Source organism: Promicromonospora sukumoe, from assembly GCF_014137995.1.
GTDB classification, from domain to species: Bacteria; Actinomycetota; Actinomycetes; order Actinomycetales; family Cellulomonadaceae; genus Promicromonospora; species Promicromonospora sukumoe.
Genome location: NZ_JACGWV010000001.1, coordinates 3,302,916 through 3,324,251, shown reverse-complemented (window position 1 = coordinate 3,324,251; position 21,336 = coordinate 3,302,916). Strand labels below are relative to the sequence as shown.

At 74.1% G+C, this 21,336-nt stretch carries 20 protein-coding genes and 2 tRNA genes; 9 read left to right on the top strand and 13 right to left on the bottom strand.

Going from position 1 to position 21,336, the window contains the following annotated elements; genetic code table 11:
• Nucleotides 1-64: 64 nt before the first annotated feature.
• On the bottom strand, nucleotides 65-1,348 hold the full coding sequence (locus FHX71_RS14745) for an amidohydrolase (protein ID WP_182617516.1): 1,284 nt from the start codon (nucleotides 1,346-1,348) through the stop codon (nucleotides 65-67).
• 42 nt (nucleotides 1,349-1,390) lie between these two features.
• Here FHX71_RS14745 and FHX71_RS14740 point away from each other — a divergent pair, with 42 nt between their 5' ends.
• Both FHX71_RS14740 and FHX71_RS14735 read left to right on the top strand, forming a co-directional pair.
• Nucleotides 1,391-2,062 (top strand): GntR family transcriptional regulator, encoded by a 672-nt coding sequence (locus FHX71_RS14740; RefSeq protein WP_182617513.1) that lies wholly within the window; start codon nucleotides 1,391-1,393, stop codon nucleotides 2,060-2,062.
• A gap of 250 nt (nucleotides 2,063-2,312) precedes the next feature.
• Complete coding sequence (locus tag FHX71_RS14735) at nucleotides 2,313-3,074, top strand: DUF899 family protein (RefSeq protein ID WP_182617511.1); 762 nt, start codon at nucleotides 2,313-2,315, stop codon at nucleotides 3,072-3,074.
• Between the two features lie 18 nt (nucleotides 3,075-3,092).
• Here the strand turns inward: FHX71_RS14735 and FHX71_RS14730 are convergent, their stop codons facing one another.
• Nucleotides 3,093-3,983 (bottom strand): NAD(P)H-binding protein, encoded by an 891-nt coding sequence (locus FHX71_RS14730; protein ID WP_182617509.1) that lies wholly within the window; start codon nucleotides 3,981-3,983, stop codon nucleotides 3,093-3,095.
• Nucleotides 3,984-4,063: 80 nt separating this feature from the next.
• On the opposite strand from FHX71_RS14730, the gene FHX71_RS14725 reads away from it, so the two are divergent.
• From FHX71_RS14725 to FHX71_RS14715, 3 genes are all read left to right on the top strand, one after another.
• A complete protein-coding gene (locus FHX71_RS14725) occupies nucleotides 4,064-5,029 on the top strand; it encodes an AraC family transcriptional regulator (RefSeq protein WP_182617507.1) in 966 nt (321 codons plus the stop codon).
• A gap of 74 nt (nucleotides 5,030-5,103) precedes the next feature.
• The gene (locus FHX71_RS14720) at nucleotides 5,104-5,625 is read left to right on the top strand and encodes an NUDIX domain-containing protein (protein ID WP_182617505.1); all 522 of its coding nucleotides are present in this window, start codon (nucleotides 5,104-5,106) and stop codon (nucleotides 5,623-5,625) included.
• A 43-nt stretch (nucleotides 5,626-5,668) separates the two neighbouring features.
• Nucleotides 5,669-6,043, top strand: coding sequence for an L-rhamnose mutarotase (locus FHX71_RS14715; protein WP_312877052.1), 375 nt, complete (start codon nucleotides 5,669-5,671; stop codon nucleotides 6,041-6,043).
• Between the two features lie 5 nt (nucleotides 6,044-6,048).
• Here FHX71_RS14715 and sigJ read toward each other — a convergent pair whose 3' ends face one another.
• Entirely contained in the window at nucleotides 6,049-6,981 is a 933-nt protein-coding gene (gene sigJ / locus FHX71_RS14710; protein WP_312877051.1) for an RNA polymerase sigma factor SigJ, read from the bottom strand.
• Nucleotides 6,982-7,215: 234 nt separating this feature from the next.
• On the opposite strand from sigJ, the gene FHX71_RS14705 reads away from it, so the two are divergent.
• Nucleotides 7,216-7,974, top strand: coding sequence for an SDR family oxidoreductase (locus FHX71_RS14705; RefSeq protein ID WP_182617500.1), 759 nt, complete (start codon nucleotides 7,216-7,218; stop codon nucleotides 7,972-7,974).
• Nucleotides 7,975-8,004: 30 nt separating this feature from the next.
• Here FHX71_RS14705 and FHX71_RS14700 read toward each other — a convergent pair whose 3' ends face one another.
• A complete protein-coding gene (locus FHX71_RS14700; protein WP_182617498.1) occupies nucleotides 8,005-8,532 on the bottom strand; it encodes a cold-shock protein in 528 nt (175 codons plus the stop codon).
• Nucleotides 8,533-9,152: 620 nt separating this feature from the next.
• On the opposite strand from FHX71_RS14700, the gene FHX71_RS14695 reads away from it, so the two are divergent.
• Entirely contained in the window at nucleotides 9,153-9,902 is a 750-nt protein-coding gene (locus FHX71_RS14695) for a tetratricopeptide repeat protein (protein ID WP_182617496.1), read from the top strand.
• Nucleotides 9,903-9,981: 79 nt separating this feature from the next.
• Here FHX71_RS14695 and FHX71_RS14690 read toward each other — a convergent pair whose 3' ends face one another.
• Both FHX71_RS14690 and poxB read right to left on the bottom strand, forming a co-directional pair.
• On the bottom strand, nucleotides 9,982-10,383 hold the full coding sequence (locus FHX71_RS14690; protein WP_182617494.1) for a RidA family protein: 402 nt from the start codon (nucleotides 10,381-10,383) through the stop codon (nucleotides 9,982-9,984).
• Nucleotides 10,384-10,464: 81 nt separating this feature from the next.
• Entirely contained in the window at nucleotides 10,465-12,198 is a 1,734-nt protein-coding gene (poxB, locus tag FHX71_RS14685) for a ubiquinone-dependent pyruvate dehydrogenase (RefSeq protein ID WP_182617492.1), read from the bottom strand.
• Nucleotides 12,199-12,320: 122 nt separating this feature from the next.
• Between poxB and FHX71_RS14680 the strand changes: the two genes are divergently transcribed.
• On the top strand, nucleotides 12,321-13,376 hold the full coding sequence (locus FHX71_RS14680; protein WP_182617490.1) for a squalene cyclase: 1,056 nt from the start codon (nucleotides 12,321-12,323) through the stop codon (nucleotides 13,374-13,376).
• Nucleotides 13,377-13,401: 25 nt separating this feature from the next.
• Here the strand turns inward: FHX71_RS14680 and FHX71_RS14675 are convergent, their stop codons facing one another.
• On the bottom strand, nucleotides 13,402-14,262 hold the full coding sequence (locus tag FHX71_RS14675; RefSeq protein ID WP_182617489.1) for a LysR family transcriptional regulator: 861 nt from the start codon (nucleotides 14,260-14,262) through the stop codon (nucleotides 13,402-13,404).
• A gap of 177 nt (nucleotides 14,263-14,439) precedes the next feature.
• Between FHX71_RS14675 and FHX71_RS14670 the strand changes: the two genes are divergently transcribed.
• Complete coding sequence (locus FHX71_RS14670) at nucleotides 14,440-15,303, top strand: oxidoreductase (protein ID WP_312877094.1); 864 nt, start codon at nucleotides 14,440-14,442, stop codon at nucleotides 15,301-15,303.
• A 108-nt stretch (nucleotides 15,304-15,411) separates the two neighbouring features.
• Here the strand turns inward: FHX71_RS14670 and FHX71_RS14665 are convergent, their stop codons facing one another.
• The 6 genes from FHX71_RS14665 to FHX71_RS14640 form a co-directional block, all read right to left on the bottom strand.
• Complete coding sequence (locus tag FHX71_RS14665) at nucleotides 15,412-17,088, bottom strand: cation:proton antiporter (RefSeq protein WP_182617487.1); 1,677 nt, start codon at nucleotides 17,086-17,088, stop codon at nucleotides 15,412-15,414.
• 72 nt (nucleotides 17,089-17,160) lie between these two features.
• On the bottom strand, nucleotides 17,161-17,685 hold the full coding sequence (locus FHX71_RS14660) for a 2'-5' RNA ligase family protein (protein WP_182617484.1): 525 nt from the start codon (nucleotides 17,683-17,685) through the stop codon (nucleotides 17,161-17,163).
• A gap of 79 nt (nucleotides 17,686-17,764) precedes the next feature.
• Nucleotides 17,765-18,874, bottom strand: a complete 1,110-nt coding sequence (locus FHX71_RS14655; protein WP_182617482.1) for a class I SAM-dependent methyltransferase — start codon at nucleotides 18,872-18,874, stop codon at nucleotides 17,765-17,767.
• An 81-nt stretch (nucleotides 18,875-18,955) separates the two neighbouring features.
• Entirely contained in the window at nucleotides 18,956-21,145 is a 2,190-nt protein-coding gene (locus FHX71_RS14650; RefSeq protein WP_182617479.1) for a hypothetical protein, read from the bottom strand.
• 1 nt (nucleotide 21,146) lies between these two features.
• Nucleotides 21,147-21,215, bottom strand: a tRNA-Ser gene (locus FHX71_RS14645).
• 4 nt (nucleotides 21,216-21,219) lie between these two features.
• A tRNA-OTHER gene (locus tag FHX71_RS14640) sits at nucleotides 21,220-21,289 on the bottom strand.
• Nucleotides 21,290-21,336 lie beyond the last annotated feature (47 nt).

The window sequence follows — 21,336 nt, the reverse complement described above, 5'->3', positions numbered from 1 at the left end:
TCAAGACACTGCGGGGGATGGCTGCGGTATCGCGGGGCGATTGGTTCGATCAATGCCCCTCACCTCAGACCAGGACCTCGCCGTCCCGGGCGACGACGCGGCCGGCCGCGACCACGAGGGCGCGGCGCGGGGCGCGGACCACGGCGTCGGGCACGTTCTGGGCGTCGACCAGCACGACGTCGGCCGGCGCGCCGACGACGAGGTCGTGCACCTCGCGGCCCACGAACCGGGCGGCGTCCGCCGAGGCGATCCGCGCCGCGGTGACGAGGTCCTCGTCGCGGCGGAAGCCGGACAGCCGCGCGAGCTGCGTGGTCAGCGTGAGCAGATCGCCCGTGCCGTAGGGGGACCACAGGTCGCGGATGCCGTCCGTGCCCAGGCCGACGGGCACCCCGCCGGCGCGCAGCGCGTGCAGTGGCAGGGGAGCGGCGCCGATCGGCGCGACCGTCGTCATGCTGATGCCCGCCTCGCCCATCGCGGCGACCAGGTCGGCCTGGCGGGCGCCCGCGAGCTGCCCGACGGCGAAGCCGTGCGCCACGTTCACCTTGCCCTGGAGCCCGGCCCGCACCGTGCGGTCGATCATCAGCTCGATCTGGAACGCGCCGAGCTCGCCGCCGTCGTGCAGGTGCACGTCGATGCCCACGCCGTGCCGCTCCGCGATCGCGAACAGCCCGTCGAGCTGACCCACGGGGTCGCGGTCGATCGACGCCGGGTCCAGACCGCCGATGTGCTCGGCCCCCGCGGCCGCCGCCTGGTCGAGCAGGTCCAGCACACCGGGCCGGCGCAGCACGCCGTCCTGCGGGAACGCCACGATCTCGACGTGCACGGCGCCGCCCAGCGTTGCCGCGGCCTCGCGCACCACCTCGATGCCGCGCAGCCCGACGCCGAGGTCGACGTCCACGTGGGACCGGACCGCCGTCGTGCCGGTACGGACCGACTCGCGCAGCACGGCGAGCGTCACGTCGACGCCGGGGATGCCGAGCTCGTCGCGGTGCGCGCGCTCGTGCGCGATGCGGCCCTGCGTGCCCGGCTCGCCGCCGTAGCTCACCCACGGCTTGCCCCACCACGACTTGTCGACGTGCGCGTGCGCGTTGACCAGGCCGGGAAGGGCGAGCAGGCCGTTGCCCTCGACGACACCGGCGTCGGGCGCGGTGTCGGCGTCGGTGCTGCCGGGGGTGCCGACTGCCCGCGCCGCCGGGTCGTGCGGGACGACGGCGGTGATCACGCCGTCGGCGACGTGCAGGTCACTGCGCTCGCCGCCCCAGGGGCGGACGTCGCGCAGGACGGTGACGGTGTCGGTCCGGCTGGTCGGCGGGGTGGTGCTGGGGGTGTTGCTCGGGGCGGTGCTCATGGAAAAATGGTATCCCATTTGGGTTCCTGGCAGGATTGCCGCATGAACATGCCGCCGGACGATCCCGGTCCCGAGAGCGACTTCGAGCCCGAGTCGGCGCGGGTCGCCCGCGCGGTCCGCGAGCAGATCGTGGACGGCACGCGCGCGCCGGGCAGCCGCCTCGTCGAGCGCGACCTCGCCGCGGAGCTGGGCGTGAGCCGCATCCCGGTGCGGGACGCGCTGCGCGCCCTCGTCGCGGAGGGGCTGGTCACGCCGCGGCCGCGGACCTGGGCCGTCGTGCGGGAGTTCACCGACGCCGACGTCGCGCACCTGCAGGAGGTGCGCGAGGCGACCGACCCGACGCAGTTCCGACTCGCCGCCGAGCGTCGTACCGCCGAACAGCTCGCGGGCCTGACCGAGGCGTGGGAGCGCGAGGCGGCAGCGGCGGCACGCGGGGACGCCCCGGCGGCGCGGCGCGCGGCGGCGGACTTCCACGAGGCGGTGGTCGCGGCGTCGGGCAACCCGGTGCTGGCCGAGCTGCACGCCGTCACCGCGAGCCGGGTGCGGTGGCTCCTGGCCCAGCACTCCGACCTGACCGGCATCGCCGACGAGCACCGGGCGCTGCTGGACGCCGTCCGCAACCGCGACGCCGACGCCGCCGCGCGGCTCGCCAGCGAGCACCTGCGCACGAGCCGGGCGGCGGCCGCGGATCGCCGGGCGGAGCCGGCGGGCTGAACGCTCCGGGGGAGACAGTACGTCCGGGGAGTGTGTTGCTCTGCGTAGACATTGTCGACCGAGGGCAACACACCCCGGGCGCGAGGACTTGTCCCGGGGTGCCTCGCCTGGCGCGGCCGTCGCATCGCGGGCCGTAGTGGCGATGAGTCCGGGTCCTCGCCGTCGTCGGTAGGGGGAGCGCGCGTTCGAGCGCCCGAGCCGACCTGACGACTCGACCCCTGACGACCTGACGACCCAGCCGGAGGACACCATGACCGAGACGCCCGTGACGACCAGCGCACCCGCCCGTCCGCCCGTCGTCGACCGGGACGCGTGGGAGGCGGCCCGCGCCGAGCTCCTGGCCCAGGAGAAGGCGCACACCCGCGCCGGCGACGCGCTTGCGGCGGCCCGGCGCAGGATGCCGATGGTGGAGGTCGACGGGAGCGTGCTGGTCACCGGCGCCGAGGGTCCGGTGCCGTTCACCGACCTGTTCGAGGGCCGCGACGAGCTCGTGGTCTACCAGCACATGTGGCACGACGGCGACCCGATCAGCGGCCAGTGCCCCGGCTGCACCACGAACGCCTGGCACGTCCAGCGGTCCGCGCCCTACCTCCGGGCGCGCGGTGTCTCGTTCGCGATGCTGACCGAGGGGCCGTGGGGCGAGGTCGTGCCCTTCCTGGAGTTCATGGGCTACACCGAGCCCTGGTACTCGGTGCGCGACCTGCCCGGGCCGATCGGCGTCGACATGGGGCACATCGCCGTCTTCCTGCGCGACGGCGACCAGGTCTACCTCACCTACCGCACCACGGGCCGGGGCAACGAGCCGGCCGCGGGGATCTTCGGCCTGCTCGACATGACGCCGTACGGCCGCGGGGAGTCGTGGGAGGACGTGCCGGACGGCTGGCCCGCGGGGCACACCTCGTGCTGGTACTGGGCCACCGACGCCGAGGGCAACGGCACCTGGGGGCCGACCCGCCGGCCGACCCCGCAGTGGACGCGCCCGGGGGCGACGCCGGTGGTGCCCAGGGCCTGAGCGCGCGCCCCGCGCCCGTCAGATGCCCCGCGTCCAGGCGCCGGCTGCCGCCGCGCGACGGGCGAACGCGTCGAACGGGGTGGCGGGCCGGCCGAGCACCCGCTCGACCGTGTCCGTCGTGGCCGTGTTGCGCCCGTCGAGCACCTCCTGGAACAGCCAGGCGAGGCCGTCGGCCTCCTCGGGGTGGACGCCGGCGGCGGTGAGCTCGTCGACGAAATCGGCCGGGGTGAGCGCGACGTGCTCGACCGAGCGGCCGGTCGCCCCGCTCAGCAGGTGCGCCACCTCGGTGAACGTCAGGGCCTCGGGCCCCGTCAGCTCCAGGACCTCTCCGGCGTGGGCGTCGCTCGTCAGGGCGAGCGTGGCGACGTCGGCCACGTCCTCCAGGCTGACGAACGGCTCGCGTACCTGGTCGGCGGGTACGGCGACGCGGCCGGCGAGCACGCCGTCGAGCAGGAAGTGCCCGCTGAAGTTCTCCTGGAACCAGGAGCAGCGCACCACGGTGGTGGCGGCCGAGGCGGCGAGCGCGATGTCCTCGCAGGCCTTCGCGGCGTCCTCCCCGCGGCCGGAGAGGAGGACGATCCGCTCGACGCCGTGCCGGACGGCCCGCGCGGTGAAGGCGTCGATCACGGCGTCGGCGCCGGGCAGGGCCAGGTCGGGGGAGTAGCAGACGTAGACGGCGGACGTGCCGTCGAGGGCCGCGTCCCAGCCGGCGTCGTCGTGCCAGTCGAAGGGGACGGGGACAGAGGCGGCGGAGGGAACGGGGGCGGGAACGGGGGCCGACGCGGTGCCGGTGCGCGAGGCGATGCGGACCTGGCGGCCCTGGGCCCGGAGCCGGTCGGCGACGCGGCGGCCGGTGCGGCCCGTACCGCCGGTGACGAGGACGGGTGAGGTGTTCGTTGAAGTAGCCATGGGTACATCGAAGCCCGGCCGCCCTGGACTCTGAATAGTTCAGGATCTACATCCCATGTTCCAGCGTCTAGGCTCGACGCATGGACCCGCTGTCCCAGCTCCTCGCGCACCCGCACGCCGAGGGCGCCTTCACGCTCCTGATGTCGATGCGCGCGCCCTGGGCGGTCCGCGTCGAGGACGAGTCGGCGCTCACCGTCGTGATCGTCACCTCGGGCGGCGGCCGGCTGGAGGCCGGCGGCGTCGGGCACGAGCTGGCGACCGGCGACGTCGCCCTGGTCCGCGGCCCCCTGCCCTACCGCGTGTCCGACGCCGCGGGCAGCGCGACCCTCGCGATCATCGAGCCCGGCCAGCGCTGCGTCACGCCCGACGGCGCCCCGCTCGACCTGGCCCTCGCGCACGGGCTGCGGCACTGGGGCAACGACCCCGACGGTCCCGACACGATGATCGTCGCCTCCTACGCCGACGTCGGCAGCGTGGGGCGGTTCGTCACCGACGTCCTGCCCGACGCCGCCGTGCTCCCGGCGGGTGCGCTCGACCCGGCGCTCGTCGCCCACCTGGCGCGGGAGATCGCCCGCGACGACCTGGGCCAGAGCGTGGTGCTCGACCGCCTCGTCGACGTGGTGACCATCGAGTCGATCCGCACCTGGACGGCAGCGCACCCGCCGGCCCGGCCCACCTGGGTGGGCGGCGTCGGCGACCCGGCGGTCAGCGCGGCCCTGCGGGCGATGCACGCCGAGCCCGAGCGCGCCTGGACCCTCGCCGCCCTGGCCCGGCGGGCCGCCGTCTCCCGCGCGACGCTCGCGGCGCGGTTCACGGACCTGGTCGGCACGCCGCCCCTGCGCTACCTCACGAGCTGGCGGCTCGCGCTCGCGCGCGACCTGCTGGTCGACCGCTCGCTCACGCTCGACGCCGTGGCCGGGCGGGTCGGGTACTCCAGCGGCTTCGCGCTGAGCACGGCGTTCACGCGCGCGTTCGGCGTCAGCCCGGCGGCGTACCGGCGTCGGCTCGCGGAAGGGCCGAGGCGGGTCGGGGCCGAGCCGGGCTGACCCTGCCCGCATTGACCCTGACCCTGCCCGCGTTGACCCTGGCCGCGCCGCGCGTCCCGCGATACGTTCCGGAGATGTCGTTGCCTCGTCTGCGCCGCCAGTGCCGTGGTCTCGTCGTCGACGAGCAGGACCGCATCCTGCTCGTCGCGCACGCGCTCGACGAGGTGAGCACCGTCTGGATCGGCCCGGGCGGCGGGGTCGAGCCGGGCGAGACCGTCGAGGAGGCGCTGCGGCGCGAGCTCTTCGAGGAGGTGGGGCTGGTCGTTCCGGACGACCGGCCGCTCTCGCCGGTGTGGACCCGCGAGGTCGAGTACCCGCCCGGGACGCCGCGGCCCGGCTACGCGGGTGTGCACGAGGACTTCTACCTCGTGCGGACGGAAGCCTTCGAGCCGGCGTCGGGCCTCGCGCCGGGCACGCCGGGGCACCCGGACGCCGAGGGCATCGTCGACGTGCGGTGGTGGTCGCGCGCCGACCTGGCGCACCCGGGCGACGGCGTCCTGTTCTGCCCGCGCACCCTGCCGGCGCTGCTGGCCGCCACCCTCGCCGACGACCGGGCGGGCCTGCTGGGGGACGAGCCGGTCCGCATCGGGCTCTGACCAGCAGCGGCCTCTGACCGGGTACCTGATACCGTCCCGACCCGTGGAGCGACAAGCAGAGCAGCCGGTCGAGCAGCGGGTAGGACAACAGGTCGAACGGCACGGTCTCGTGGTCGACGTGGTCCCCGAGAAGCGTGAGGAGTACCTGCGCCTGCACGCCGCCGTCTGGCCGCAGGTCGAGGCGACCCTCCAGGCCTGCAACGTGCACAACTACACGATCTTCGTGCTGGAGAACACGCTCTTCGCCTACTACGAGTACACCGGCGACGACCACGCGGCCGACATGGCGCGGATCGCGCAGGACCCGGTGACCCAGGAGTGGTGGACGCACACCGACCCGTGCCAGACCGCGTTCGGCACGGACGCCGCGCCGGGCGAGGGTTGGCGCGACATGCGGGAGGTCTGGCACCTGTCCTGAGCGACCTACCGCTCGTCCGTCTCCGTGCGGGGCAGGGGGAGCCAGTGGGTGAGCTTGGCGGGGTTGAGCACGATCCACACGTCGGTGACCAGCTCGTTCTCGACGTGCAGCGTCATGACGGCGGTCACGACCTCGCCCGTGCGGAAGACGACGCTCAGCCCGTCGGCCGTGCGCTCCAGCGAAGGAACCAGGTCGGGCATCTTCGCGCCCACACCGAGCACGAGCCGCGCGACCCGGTCGGGGCCCTCGATCACGTTGCGCGCCGCGCTCACGAGCCCGTTGGCGTCGCTGCGGAGCTGGACGTCCGGCGCGAGCACGCGCACGAGCTGCTCGACGTCGCCCGCCTGCGCGGCCCGCAGGAAGGCCCGCACCGCGCGGTCGTGCTCGTCGCGGGGCACCGCGGCGGTCCGGTTCTCGCGGACCTGCCGGCGGCCGGACGCCGCGAGCTGCCGGACGGCGGCCGGCGTCCGCCCCACGATCTGCCCGATCTCGTCGAACGGCACGGCGAACACGTCGTGCAGCACGAACGCCACGCGCTGTGCGGGCGTCATCGCCTCCAGCACCACGAGCAGCGCCGTGCTGACGGCGTCGTCGAGCGTGACCCGCTCCAGCGGGTCGGACGTGCCGGCCGACGGCGCCGTGCCGTCGAACAGGTCGGCCGGCACCGGCTCGGGCAGCCACTGCCCGATGTACCGCTCCCGCCGTCGGCGCGCCGAGGCGAGGAGGTCGAGCGCGATCCGGCTGGCGACGCGCGTCAGCCACCCGGCCGGGTTGAGGATCTCGGCGCGTTCGGCCTCGTCCTGCCGGTACCAGCGCACGTAGGTCTCCTGCACCACGTCCTCGGCGTCGGCCAGGGTGCCGGTCATCCGGTACGCGAGCGACAGGAGCCGACGGCGCTCGGCGAACACGTCGCCGAGATCCTTCACGTCGTCTTCCACGTCGTCTTCCACAGAGCGTCCTCTGGCTTCGGGGTGCGGGTTCTCCCGTTCATCATCAACCTGACTCATCATCAACCTGACGAGACAGCCTCGCGGGGTGTGAGGTCCGGGCGCCACCTCACACTTCTCCGGGCTGTCTCGTCAGGGGGCCGGAAGGTGCGTCCGGCCCGGCCGTCAGGGTGCGCGGTGCCGGCCCTTCCGCGTGACACTGGGGCGAGGACCGGAGGAAGAGCGATGAGGATCGCAGTCGCAGGAGCAACGGGCACGGTCGGCAGGTATGTCGTCGCGTCGGCAGAGGAGCGCGGCCACGACGTCGTGGCCCTGACGCGGGCGCACGGCGTGGACGTCACCAGCGGCCGGGGCGTGATCGAGGCGCTGCGCGACGCGGACGCCGTCGTCGACGTCACCAACACGACGACGTTCTTCGCGCGCACGTCGCGCAGGTTCTTCGAGGCCGCGACGCACCACCTGCTGGCCGCCGAGCAGGAGATCGGGGTGGGGCACCACGTGGCCCTGTCCATCGTGGGGATCGACGGCATCGACGCCTCCTACTACGCGGGCAAGATCGCGCAGGAGCGGGCCGTTCGGGCCGGGCACGTCCCGTACACGATCGTGCGTGCGGCCCAGTTCCACGAGTTCGTCGGGCAGCTCCTGTCCGGCCAGCAGAGGGGGCCCGTCGTCGTCATGCCCACCGCGCCGATCCGCCCCGTGGCCGCGCGCGACGTCGGCGCCTACCTCGTGTCCGTCGCCGAGGACGGGCCAGTGGGCCGCGCGACCGACCTGGTCGGGCCCCGGGACGAGCAGCTCGCCGACGTCGCGCGGCGCCAGCTCGCCGATGAGGGCGTCCGCCGCCGGGTCTGGGAGGTCCGGCTGCCCGGCACCTACACCCGCGGGCTGGCGTCGGGAGCGCTGCGCGGCACCGGGGAGCGCGTCGAGGGCACCATCACCTTCGACGACTGGCTCGCGAGCGAGGACCACAGGCCGGTCGGCTGACGCAGGGTCTCTCCTTGGGCGGACCGGCCATCACCAGCGTTCGTGCGGGATCGACTGCAGGACCGTGAGCACGACGCCGCTGATGATGAGCGGGGCCAGCCACTCGTCGTTCCCGTCGGACACCTGGAACACGCCGATCACGAGGAGGACCAGCGCCGCCGAGCCGAGGAGCGCGATCACGGCGCTCATCCAGGTCGGCAGCTTCTCCGGCTCCTCGGGGCAATCCGCCGCCCGACCAGCAATCGCCGCGCCGTCCGCGTCCGCCGCCGCACCGTCCGCCGCCGCGTCGTTCCCGGCCGGCTCGGGCTCCGGTACCAGCCCGAGCTGCGCCAGCTCCTCCTCGGAGAGAATCGGGCCCAGCGGTGTGACGGTCGTGGCGAACGCGCCGTCGTCGTCCTGCTCGATGCCGAACGCGACCCGCTCGCCGCGCTCCAGGACCTGGTCGCCGTGCGACCGGATCTCGACCTGGTGCACGCGGACGGGCGGACCGCCGTCGTCCGGCACGATCGTGCCCCAGCCGGCCTCGCGGTCGTACGCCGACACGGTCCCTTCGGCCATCACGTGCCCCCTGTGCCCTGCGGTCGTGGTGCCCTGTGGTCCTGGTGCGCTGTGGTTGTCGGCGTTGTGGTTGTGGTGCCCTGTGGTTGCCGGCGTTCCGGTTGTGGAGCGCTGCCTCGTCGTTGAGCGTTGTCGTCCCGGCTGGACGCTAGCGGCGCGGCGGGGCTGCGTCCAGAAGGGGCGCAACCCGCCGGACGTCGGCACACCGCCTGACCCGACTCACTACCGGCTCCCGTCCAACAGCCTGACGCGACTCTCCTTCGAGACCTAGGTTTCTTCGCTTTGGGGCCGTCGAAAGCGAAGAAACTTAGGTCTCAAAGGTGAACTCGTCGTCGGCCGTGCTGCTTGCCTGACCCGGTTCGCTCCCGGGCCTTGGCTCACTGCCTGACGCGACTCTCCTTCGAGACCTAGGTTTCTTCGCTTTGCGGCCGTCGAAAGCGAAGAAACTTAGGTCTCGAAGGTGAATGGGCCGCCGCCGGTTGGCGTAGCCGGGCGTGTTCGGTTGGCGGGGCGAGTCGGCGGCGGGTTTGGCCGGGAGGGTTGGCGACGGTTGGCGGGGGCGGGGCTGGGCGGCGGCGGGGGGCGGTTAGGCTCCGGGGGCCACGAGAAGGGGTACCCGGATGACGTTCAGCGAGACCGCACGGGCGGCGTTCCGGCGCGGGGACGACGACGCCGTCGCGCGCCTGGCGCACGACGAGACCGAGCGCGCCCGTGCCGCCGACGACCTGCCCGCGCTCGTCGAGGCGCTCTACATGCTCTCCCGCCTCGCGATCCGCGGCGGCGACCTCACGGAGGCGGCGCGCATCGCCTCCGAGGCGCTGGACGTCGCCGTCCGGACCGGCGACCGCCGCCTGGAGGAACGCCCCCGGCACGTCCTCGCCGGCGTGACGCGCATGGCCGGCGACCTGACCCGCGCCCGCGTGCTCTACCAGGAGTCCATCGACCTCAACGACGCGCTCGGCAACCACGACACCGTCACCTCCGAGCTGCACAACCTCGCCTTCACCGAGCTACGCCTCGGCGAGACGGCGGCGGCGCGCGAACGGTTCGCGACCAGCCGGGCGCGGATCGTCGGCGCCGGGTACCGCGACTTCGTCCCGTACGCCTACGTCGGGGCCGCCGCGGTCGCCGTGGCCGACGACGACCTCGTCCGCGCCGCACGCCTGCTCGGCCTCGCGCGGCGCGCGTTCGCCGACCTGGGCCAGGTGCCCGACCCGGACGACGCCGAGGAGCTCGCCGCGATCGAGACCGCCGTCCGCGACGTGCTCGGCGACCAGCGGCTCGCGGACGAGCGCGCTACCGGGGCCGCACTGGACCCGTGGGCCACGCTGGCGCTCGCGGTCGAGCACGGCACCGAGCCCGGCGCCTGACGACCGCCCGCCGACAAACCGCCCGCACTCAGCCCGTCCGCACTCAGCCCGTCCGCAATCAGCGCAGCACCGCCCCCGATCAGCGCAGCACCGCCGCGATCACGCTCACCTCGATGAGCGCGCCCGGCACGCCCAGCCCGGCGACACGCGCCCCGAGCACCAGCGGCGGCTCCTCGGCAGCGAGCAACGGGGCGATCGCGCCATAGGCCGCGGCGAGGTCGACGCCGTCGACGAAGAGCACGGTCCACTGGACGACGTCGACGAAGGTCGCCCCGGCCGCGGCGAGCGCGGTGCCCGCGTTCTGGACTGCGCGGCGGGACTGCTCCGCGACGTCGTCCCCGCCGACGAGCGCACCGTCGGAGTCGACGGCGTTCTGCCCGCCGACGTAGATCGTGGTCGCGCCGGGCGGGACGACGGCGACGTGGCTGAAGGCGGGACTCGAGACGAGCCCCTCGGGTCGAAGACGCTGTATCCGTTCCATACCTGATGCTCACACGAGCCACTGACACTGCCCGGACAGGACCCGGGCAGCCCCGGCAAGACCCGGGCAGACACCCCAGCCTCAGTCGAACAGCCGCCGGAACACGTTCGTGTCCGCGAGGTCGACCAGCTCGTCCCCGCGCCCCGACATGATCGTCCGGATCGCGTAGAGCGTGAAGCCCTTGACCTGCTGGGCGTTGATCGCGGGCGGGATCGACAGCTCCTGCTGGGCGGTGACGACGTCGACCAGCGCCGGCCCGTCGTGGTCGAACGCCTCGCGCAGGGCGCCCTCCAGGTCGTCGGGCTGCTCGACCCGGCGGCCGTGGATGCCCATGGCGTTCGCGACGTCGGCGAAGTTCGGGTTGTCGAGGTGGGTCCCGTAGTTCACGAACCCGGCGGCCTTCATCTCGACCTCGACGAAGTTGAGCGACGAGTTGTTGAACACCACGATCTTGACGGGCAGCTTGTTCTGCCGGACGGTCAGCAGCTCGCCGAACAGCATGCCGAGGCCGCCGTCGCCGGCCAGCGCGACCACCTGCCGGTCCGGGAACGCCGACTGGGCGCCGATCGCGTGCGGCAGCGCGTTCGCCATCGTGCCGTGGCTGAACGACCCGATGAGCCGGCGCCGGCCGTTCATCGTCAGGTAGCGGGAGGCCCAGACGACCGGCGAGCCGACGTCCGGGATGAACACGGCGTCGTTGCTCGCCAGCTCGCTGACCAGCCGCGCGACGTACTGCGGGTGGATCGGCTGCCGGTTGTGGTCGTTGTCGGCGAGCTCGTCGAGGCCCTTGCGCGCCTTCGCGTAGTGCTTGAGCGAGGAGTCGAGGTGCCGGCGGTTGCCGCGGTCGTCGAGCCGGGGGAGCAGGGCCTCGATCGTGTCGCCGACGTCGCCCACCAGGCCCAGGTCCACCGGGGTGCGCCGGCCGAGCTGCTCGCCCCGGATGTCGACCTGCACGACCTGCGCCTTGGACGGGTAGAACTGCTGGTACGGGAAGTCGGTGCCGAGCATGAGCAGCGCGTCGCAGCTCTCCATGGCCCGGTACCCGGAGGAGAAACCGAGCAGCCCCGTCATGCCCACGTCGTAGGGGTTGTCGTACTCCAGGAACTCCTTGCCGCGCAGCGCGTGCACGACCGGCGCCTTGAGCTTCTCGGCGATCTGCAGCACCTGCCGGTGGGCGCCCTCCGTGCCGGCGCCGCCCAGGATGGTCACCCGCTTGGCCTCGTTGAGGATCTGCGCGGCGATGCCGAGCTCGTGCTCGCCGGGGCGCACCACGCTCTGCGTGGCCCGGATGGGGGCCGACTTCTTGCGGCCGGCGCTCTCCGCGAGGAACACCTCGCCCGGCACGACGACGACGGCGACGCCGCGCTTCTCGACCGCCGTGCGCATCGCGATCTCCAGCACGCGGGGGAGCTGCTCGGGCACGCTCACCAGCTCGGTGTAGACGCTGCACTCGCGGAACAGGTCCTGCGGGTGCGTCTCCTGGAAGTAGCCGCTGCCGATCTCGCTCGCCGGGATCTGCGCCGCGATCGCGAGCACGGGAACCCGGCTGCGGTTGGCGTCGAACAGCCCGTTGATCAGGTGCAGGTTGCCGGGCCCGCAGCTCCCGGCGCAGACGGTCAGCTCGCCGGTCAGGGTGGCCTCGGCAGCGGCCGCGAAGGCGGCCGCCTCCTCGTGGCGCACGTGCTGCCAGGCGATCTTGTCGGTGCGCCGGATGGCGTCGGTGAAGCCGTTCAGCGAGTCGCCCGGCAGGCCGTAGACCCGCTCCACCCCGGCGTCCTCGATGATCTCGACGATGGTCTCGGCAACGTTGGTCATGGTGCGCGTCCCCTGTCAGCAGGCTCCGTCGAACGTATGCCCCGTGGAATCCGGTCGCAAACGCCGTGACCTCACCCGCACTTGCGTGGAACGGTCGGCCGGTGCGCCCTAGTCTCGGGCGTATGACCTCCTCGCGGGTGTCCGACGACGTGCTGACGTGGCTGCTCGACAGCGACCCGGCGCTGCGCTGGCAGGTCGAGCGCGACCTGCTGCGTGCGCCCGACGACGTCTGGCGGGCCACGCGCGCCCGCATCGCCACGGAGGGCCTCGGGGCCCGCCTGCTGGCGGTGCAGGACGAGGCCGGGACCTGGGCCGGTGGGGCCTTCTTCCCGGCGGGCTTCGACTTCACGGGCCCGGAGGCGCAGCCCGGCGCGGGGCAGCCGTGGACGGCCACCACCTGGTCCCTGAACACGCTGCGCGAGTGGGGCCTGGACCCCGAGGTGCTGCGCGAGCGCGACACCGTGCGCCTGATCGGCGTGAACACGCGCTGGGAGTACGACGACCTGCCCTACTGGGACGGCGAGGTCGACGCCTGCATCAACGGGTTCACGCTCGCCAACGGCGTGTGGCTCGGGGCGGACGTCCGGGGCCTCGCCGACTGGTTCGTGGCGCACCAGATGGACGAGGGCGGCTGGAACTGCGAGTGGGTCGAGGGCTCGACGCGCGCCTCGGTGCGCTCCACGCTCAACTCGCTCAAGGGCCTGCTCGTGTACGAGGAGGCCACGAGTGGCACGAGTGGCACGAGTGGCACGGAAGGCGCGGGCGGCACGGGCAGCACAGCCGGCAGCGACGCCGTCCGCCAGGCGCAGGCCCGGGCCGAGGAGTACCTGCTGGAGCGGCACCTGGTCCGGCGGCTGACGACGGGGGAGCCCGTGGCGGACTGGGTGTTCCGGCTCGCCTACCCGTTCCGCTCGTTCTACGACGTGCTCAGCGCCACCGACTACTTCCGCGCCGCGTCCCTGCTGCGCGACACCCCGCCCGACGCCCGCCTCGCCGAGGCCGTGGAGGCGGTCCGCGCGCAGCGGCAGCCCGACGGCACCTGGCTGCAGGCCCGCCGGCACCCGGGGCGGGTCTGGTTCGAGGTCGACGTCGACGCCGGGCAGCCCTCGAAGTGGCTCACGTTCCACGCCGCGCGGGTGCTGGGCTGGTGGGACGACTCCGTGCACGGGAGCTGCTGAGGCGCGTCAGGCTGGGCCAGGCGGTTCAGGCCGCGGCGACCAGACGCGTCGCGGTCTCGACGAGGTCGTCCAGGGCCGCCGACCGGACGCCCGCCGGCCAGGCGAGCAGCGTCGTCACGTCGGGCGCGTCGGAGACGGGCACCGCCACGTGCTCGGGCCACTGCCAGGCCCGGCTGGAGCCCGGGATGACCAGCAGCGTGCGACCGAGGGCGACGAGCTGCGCGAGCTGGGACTGGCTCCGGACCTCGGGCCCGGGGCCGGGCGGGTAGGTGCCGTCGTGCTGCGGCCAGCGCGCGATCGGCAGGCCGGGCACGTCGCTCACCTCGGCCATGGTCACGCTGGTGCGCTGCGCGAGCGGGTGCACGGCGGGCACGATCGCCACCTGGCCCTCGGTCACGATCTCCACGGTGTCCAGGCCCGTCAGCACGTCGAACGGGGCGTGCACGATCGCGACGTCCGCGCTGCCGTTGCGCAGGAGCTGCCCCTGCCCGCCGATCTCGCAGAGCAGCACGTCGACCTCCACGGCACCGGGCCGGGCCGCGTACGCGTCGAGCAGCCGCTTGAGCAGCTCGTGCGAGGAGCCGGCCTTCGTGGTCAGGACCAGTCCAGGGGTCGGCGCGGCCGCGCGCCGGGTCCGGCGGACGACGGCGTCCACCGCGTCGAGGGCCAGCCGCGCCTCGGCCAGCATCGCCGCACCGGCGGCCGTGAGCGAGACACCCCGGCGGTCCCGGTCCAGGAGGACGACGCCCAGCCGCCGCTCGAGCTGCTGGACGGCCCGCGACAGCGGCGGCTGGGCCATGTTCAGGCGTTCCGCGGCCCGGCCGAAGTGCAGCTCCTCGGCCACGGCGACGAAGTACCTCAGCTCGCGGGTCTCCAGTCCGTCCACGGGGCCAGGGTATCGGGGGCCGGAGCACCGCTGATACCGGTGGGGTATCAGCTTCGATCGAACGGGTCTTGGACGCCGTCGTGGTGGCGGCCGCACGATCGACGTCGGAGGCCGGACGGCCGGGTACCCGCCGTCGTCCGCGACCTCCACGGACGAGAGGCCACGACCTTGAGCACCATCGCTCCCACCCTGCCCGGCGGCACCTGGACCCTGGGCGACCTGACCGTCACCCGCTTCGGCTACGGCGCGATGCAGCTCGCCGGTCCCGGTGTGCTGGGTCCGCCCGCCGACCGCGACGGTGCTCTCGCCGTCCTGCGCGAGGCCGTCGACCTGGGCATCACCCACATCGACACCGCCGGCGCCTACGGGCCGCGGGTCACCAACGAGCTCATCCGCGAGGCGCTGCACCCCTACCCCGACACGCTGCACGTGGTCACGAAGGCCGGTGCCTACCGCGACGAGCAGGGCGGCTGGCCCGTGGAGCGCCGGCCCGACCAGCTCCGGCGGCAGATCGACGGCGACCTGGAGACCCTCGGGCTGGACACGCTGGACCTGGTCCACCTGCGCCTCGGCGACGCCTCGGGCCGGAAGGAGGGCTCGCTCGCGGAGGCCTTCGAGACGATGGCCGCGCTGCAGCAGGAAGGGCTGGTCCGGCACCTGGGCCTGACGAACGTGACCGCCCGTCAGGTCGCGGAGGCCCGGGCCATCGCGCCGGTGGTGAGCGTGCAGAACATGTACAACCTCGCCCACCGCGAGGACGACGAGCTGATCGACCGGCTCGCCGCCGACGGCATCGCCTACGTGCCCTGGTTCCCGCTCGGCGGGTTCAGCCCGCTGCAGTCCGAGGCGCTGTCCGCCGTCGCCGCCCGGCTGGGCACGACGACGATCGTGGTGGCGCTGGCGTGGCTGCTCCGGCGCTCGCCCAACGTGCTGCTGATCCCGGGCACGTCGTCGGTCGCGCACCTCCGGGAGAACGTGGCGGGCGCGGGCCTGGAGCTCGGTGCGGAGGACCTCGCCGAGCTGGACCGGATCGGGCGGTAGCGCGCGGGACGGTCGTGAGCTCGGTCGGTTGCGTCGAGACCGGTCCGTCGATGGACCGGTCTCGACGCAGCCGACCGATCTCAGTTGTGCCGAGCCCAAGGAACATCCTCAGGTGACGGGGCCACCGCGCATCTCGATGTCGATCTGCGACGCGTCGAGGGTCGCCAGGACGTGGGCCAGCACGTCGGCGTCGAAGGTGCCGTTGTCGCGGGCGTCCAGCAGCGCCGACCGCTGCGCGGCGATCACCGTGAGGCGGTGCTTCTTGGACACCCCGAACATCTCGGGAGTGGGGTCGCCGCTGAGCTCCGGCGGTTCGGGGATCGCCTCGGCGCTGGTGCGCAGCAGCTCGAAGATCCGCGTCCGCTCTGCGGCGTCCCGCTCCCGGGCCGCCGCCTCGTCGACCGGCGGCGTGATGCGGCGCAGCAGCGGGCCGACGGTGCCGCCCTGGACCACCAGCGACAGCAGCGCCACCGTGAACGCGACCAGCACGAGGACCGACCGCTGCGGCGTGTCCTCGGGCAGGGTCTGCGCCGCCGCCACGGTCACGGCGCCGCGCATGCCCGCCCAGACGACGGCGGTGCCCTCCCGCCACCCGAGCGGTTCGCGCAGGAAGTAGTCGATGTCGGCCAGCACCCGGGTGATCCGGACGGAGAGCCGGTCGAGGTCCCGTTCGGTGGCGCGGCGGGGCCCGCGCCGTTCCTGCATGCGCTCGAACGTGTCCTGCTTGCCCTCCGGGGTGCTCAGCTCGTCCTGCATGCCGAGCAGCCGGTCCTGCATCCGTTCGCCGCGTCGGACGCGACGGTCCAGGGCCGCGAGCAGGGGCGCGACGTAGGCCGCGCGCACCAGGACGGTCAGGGCCAGGGCGCCGACGGCGACGAGCACCGCGGGCCCGACGCCGGCGTGGTCCCGCTCGACGGCCGTGACCACGGACCGGAGCTGCAGGCCCATGGTCAGGAACACGGCGCCCTCCAGGACCAGCTCGACGGTGCGCCAGTTCTGCGTGTCCGACAGGCGGTTCTGCGGGGACAGCTCGCGGGGCGAGCGGAACCCGGTGACCAGGCCCGCGACGACGGCCGCGACCAGCCCGGACGCGCCGAGGGCCTCGGCCGGCACCGCCGCGACGAACGGGACGGTGAACGAGATGACCGTGTTCACGGTCGGGTCGGTCACGCGCCGTCGGACCGCGAGGTTGACCGCGCCGACGAGCACGCCCACCAGGAGCGCGACCACCACGGACCAGGCGAAGGTGCCGACCGCGCCCCAGAACGAGAACGACGCCGCCGTCGCGACGATCGCGGTGCGCAGCAGCACGAGGGCCGTCGCGTCGTTGAGCAGGCTCTCGCCGTCCAGCAGCGCGACGACGCGCTTGGACACCGGCGTCCGCTTGACGATCGACGTCGCCACGGCGTCGGTCGGGCTGACCACGGCGCCGAGCGCCACGCCCCACGCGAACCCGAGCCCGGGCAGGACCAGCATGAAGAACAGCCCGAGCAGCAGCGACGTCCCCACGACGAGCAGGACGGACAACCCGCTGATCGCCCCGAACTCCCGGCGGAAGTTCATGGCCGGCATCGACACCGCCGCCGAGTAGAGCAACGGCGGCAGCACGCCCGCGAGGATCCACTCGGGATCGATGTCCACCGCGGAGAACATCGGCAGGAAGCTCGCCGCGACGCCCACCGCCACCAGGACGAGCGGGGGCGCGACGCCGACGCGCGGGCCGAGCACGGTCGAGGCGGCGATCACCAGGAGGGCGCACACGATCGCGACGAGGGGTTCGGTCATCAGCCCAGTCTGCGGGCGGACGAGCGGGCCTGCCCGTCCGGCCCCGTGCTCACGGCGCGGTCGTCACTGCCCTCACGGCACGGTCCTGAGCGGGTACGCGGCGCCCGTCCCGGCGTCGATCAGCGCGGCGTGGGTCAGCGTGCCCGTGAGCGGCACGATCTCGTAGACCGCCTCCAGCACCAGCGGGGTCTGGTCGAGCCGGGCGCGGGTCGCGACGGTGACGTGCGGCGTCCAGACGCCGGGGACGTAGTGCTTGTGCAGCTCGTCGTCCGTGGCGCCGAGGGCCTCGACGACCCGCTCCTGCCGCGCCGCGAGCGTGCTGGTCACGGCCGGCACCAGGCTCATCCGGCCGCGCCGGAACGCGGCGACGGCGTCGAACCGGACGGTGGTCGCACCGGCGTCGGGCAGGGCCTCCATCGCGGCGCGCACCTTGTCCAGGTCCCAGGAGCGCAGCACCGCCAGGGAGAGGTGCGGCACGTGCCGCCGGTGGGTGTGGCCGGCGAGCGTGGGCACGCCCTGGTCCTCGAGTCGCTGCCACAGCCGTCGCAGGACCCGCTCGGTGGGCCTGTCGAAGAGCAGGCAGACGGCCAGCGCCACGGGGACAGCCTAGGCCGGGGCCAGGACAGGATCAGGACGGGATAAGGACGGCACGAGAGGGCCGGCGCTGACGGCGCGGTCAGGCGAGCCGGTAGAAGCGGAAGGACGCGAAGTCCTCGACCGGCAGCACCTCGAACTCGCGGAACCCGGCGGCCTCGGCGTACTCCCGCAGCAGGGCCGGGCGCATCACCGTCCCGGTGGCCGCGCTCGGGCTGCTGGAGCGCCCGTCGGGCAGGCAGATGAGGATGCTGTAGCCGTACATGAGGCGCTCGACGTCGTCGCCGTCCGGGGCGAACGTCTCGGCCACCGCCTCGTCCATGACGATCAGCGGGGCGCCCGGCGCGAGCGACCTCCGGACGGCGGCGAGCACCTCGACGGGCCGGGGCATGTCGTGGACGCACTCGAAGGCGAAGGCCGCGTCGTAGCGGCCGGCGGGCAGGTCGGCGGCGTCGCCGTGGGTGAACCGGACCCGGTCGGCGACGCCCGCCGCCAGGGCGTTCTCGGTGGCCATGAGGACCGACGGCGCGTCGATGTCGATCCCGCGCACCCGCGCGGTCGGGTACGCCCGGCCGAGCGCGATGCTCGACCAGCCGCCGCCGGAGCCGACGTCGAGGAACTGGGCGTCGGGCCGCGTGAGCCGCTGGTGCAGGTCGGCGACGCCGGCCAGCGCGCCCGCCAGCCGGTGCTCGAACCACGGCCGGTTCGCGTCCGACTGGCCCTCGCGCGCGTCGTCGCCCAGGTCGTCCCAGCTCACGCCGTCGCCGGTGCGGTAGGCGCCCAGGAGCCGGGGGAGCGCGGCGCCGACCGCGCCGAGCATACGGCCGATCGGCGCGAGCAGGTTCAGGCTGTCGGGGTCGGTCAGGATCTCGGCGGTGCCCGGCGGGATGCTGAAGACGCGCTCGTCGGGGGCGCCGTCGGCGTCCAGGTGCAGCAGGCCCGTGACGGCCTGCTGCTCCAGCCACTCCCGAGCGTAGCGGGCGTCCGTGCCGGTGCGTTCGGCGAGCTGCGGCGGTGTGGCGGGACCGTCGTCGGCCAGCGATCGGTACCAGCCCAGGCGGTCGCCGAGGACCGTCGACAGCAGGTCGACGGTGCCGAGGATCGCGCCGAAGAGGCGGTCGGCCACGGCCTCGGCGGAGGTTGCGTCGGTGGAAACGGCGTCGGTAGGCGCCGTGTCCGTGCCCGTGTCCATCTCTCCACGGTCCGCCTGTGTCGCCTGGCGCACCACCGCGGGAGCGGGGGATCTTTTGCAGCGTCCTCGTCGGCCCGCGGGCTACCGGGCCGAGCGCCCGCCCGACGCCGCAACGAGGAGCGGGTGCGGACCGTTCGACCAGCCGAGCAGTGCCCGGCTCGGCGCGGTTCCGGCGCAGGCGGCGGCCAGGTCGGATAGTGCTGCCATGAGCTGCGGCGACTCGTGACCGGTCAGGGTCTTCAGGTCGTGGACCAGTGCACGGGCCGCCTGCTCGGGGAGCAGCGCGGTGAACCACACGACGTGCCGCCACGCGAGGCCCGCGGCGCGGGCGTCGCTCATGGCGAGGTACCGGTCCGCCCCCGGACGGGAGGCGGACCGCACCAGGCGCAGCACCTCGTCGAACGCCACCCGCGCCGTCGCCTCCGCGTCCGCGGGCACGCCCAGGGCGGCCAGCGACGCCAGGTTGTGGCTCGTCAGGAGCTGGGCCTGCTCGATCACCATGCCGTTGCGCGTGACCGACCAGGAGTCGCCGCTCCCGGCGTCGGCCGCCCGGCGCCGGCAGATCTTCGCGAAGACCTTCTTGTCGTAGCCGTGCCGCGCGAGGTCGTCGAGGTCGTTCCCGAGCCCGTAGTACGTGAGGTACGCGGGGCCGGCGTGCGCCGCCACCAGCGCGGCGGCGGTCGGGAACCGCCCGGAGAACGCGTCCTGGAAGATGTCGGCGGCCAGCTCCGGCACCAGGGGGACGTCGAGTCCGGCCTGGCCCGCGAGGGCTTCGAGCTCGACCAGGAGCGGGTTGGGCAGCGGCGTGCCGCCGAACCACTCCAGGTACAGGCCGCCGATCTGGTGCAGGGCGGCCGCGGCGGCGTCGCGCGCCGCGTCGTCGACGGTCCGGTAGGGGGCGACGGCGACCACCCAGGGCAGCTCGGCGAGCTTCACCTGGGCGCTGAGGTCGGTCAGCAGCAGCGACCGCCGGCGACGGAACGCGCGGTAGGTCCGTGCCATCAGCAGCCCGAGGTCCGGGTCCGGGTAGGTCGCGGCGTGCTGCGCCCCGACGAGCTGCGGGGCGAGCTCGGCCAGGACCTCGGCCGACGGCACGACGCCGCGCTCGTGCAGCTCCTCGACCGTGGCCTGCGCCGCCAGCCCGACGATCCGCACCGCGGACGAGGGGACGGCCGCGCCCGCGGGTACCGCCTCGGTCGCCTCCCCGGCGGCGACCGGAACGAGGACGGCGTCCGGGTCGACCACGCCGCGGCGCGTGGCCTCGTCGTCGAGACGTTCGGCGACCACGTGCGCCACGGCCGCGTACGACGGCGCCCGCACGGCGTCCCGCCGCAGGTCACGAGCCCGTGCGAGGTCGGCCGAGCCGGGCGCGCCACGCTTGGCGGCCATGCTGCGTACCGCGTGGGCGACCCGCGAACGTTCGCCGTCGGGGAGGACGTCGTCGGCCTCGGCCCGGAGCGTCGCCGCCACCAGGACGCCGAGGTTGGTCTTGCTGCTGGTGTGCGCCGTGGTGCGAGTGTGGGTCGCGGCCAGTGCGCGGTACCGGACGGCGGCGTCGGCGAGCGCGGAGCGGTCAGGCAGCGCCGTCCCGCCGTCGGCCAGGGGCCACCACAGCGCCAGGAGCTCGTCCGCGAACGGCGCCCACACCGTCAGCGCCTCGCGCTGCGCCTCCACGCGAGGGTTCGGTGCGCGCGAGGCCAGCACCTCGTGCGTGGTCGCCTCCGACCGCCGGAAGACCTGACCGGCCGGCGCCTCGGACTGCTCCGTCGCGACCGGGTAGAAGCGGATCCGGTCCAGGAACGGGCCCACCTCTTCCAGCAGGGAGACCGCCGCCGGGGTGTCGCCCGCCCGGACCAGCCATGCGACCACGAGCAGCGCTGCGTTTTCCGGGTGCACGACGTCGTAGCGTCCGTCGTCGAGCATCGCCTCGAGGCGCGCGCGACCCTCGTCGGTCAGGAACCAGGAGTTGAGCCCGGCACGCGTGAGCGGCACGCCGACCTCGCGCGCGAGGTCGCGCTCGTCGTCGGCCAACGTGCCGCCCGCGGCGGCGCTGCCGGAGGCGAAGCCGCCGTGCAGCACGTCGAGCGTGACCCAGGCGGGCAGGCCGCGCACCGGTACGCGGGTACCCGTGGTGATCGAGCCGGCCAGCACCCCGGCCAGGTGCTGCACCCAGGCCTGGGCGCGCCGGTGCGCGCGTTCCCGCGTGGCGGCTTCCGGGTGGCCGACGGCGGTCTGCACGGCAGCGAACAGCTGCTGCTCCTCGTAGGACATGCCGACGTGGCAGGCTCCGAACCTGCGCCCTCCGGGATCAGCCCGGTGTTCTTCCCTGAACTACACGTCGTCGGCCGGCGTGGCGGGTGACGAACCCGCGCCCTCCCGGTCCAAGCCGGGTGCTCTTCCCTGAGCTACACGCCGTCGCGGGGATGACCGTAGCGGACGGCGTCCATCGGGGCGACGTGATT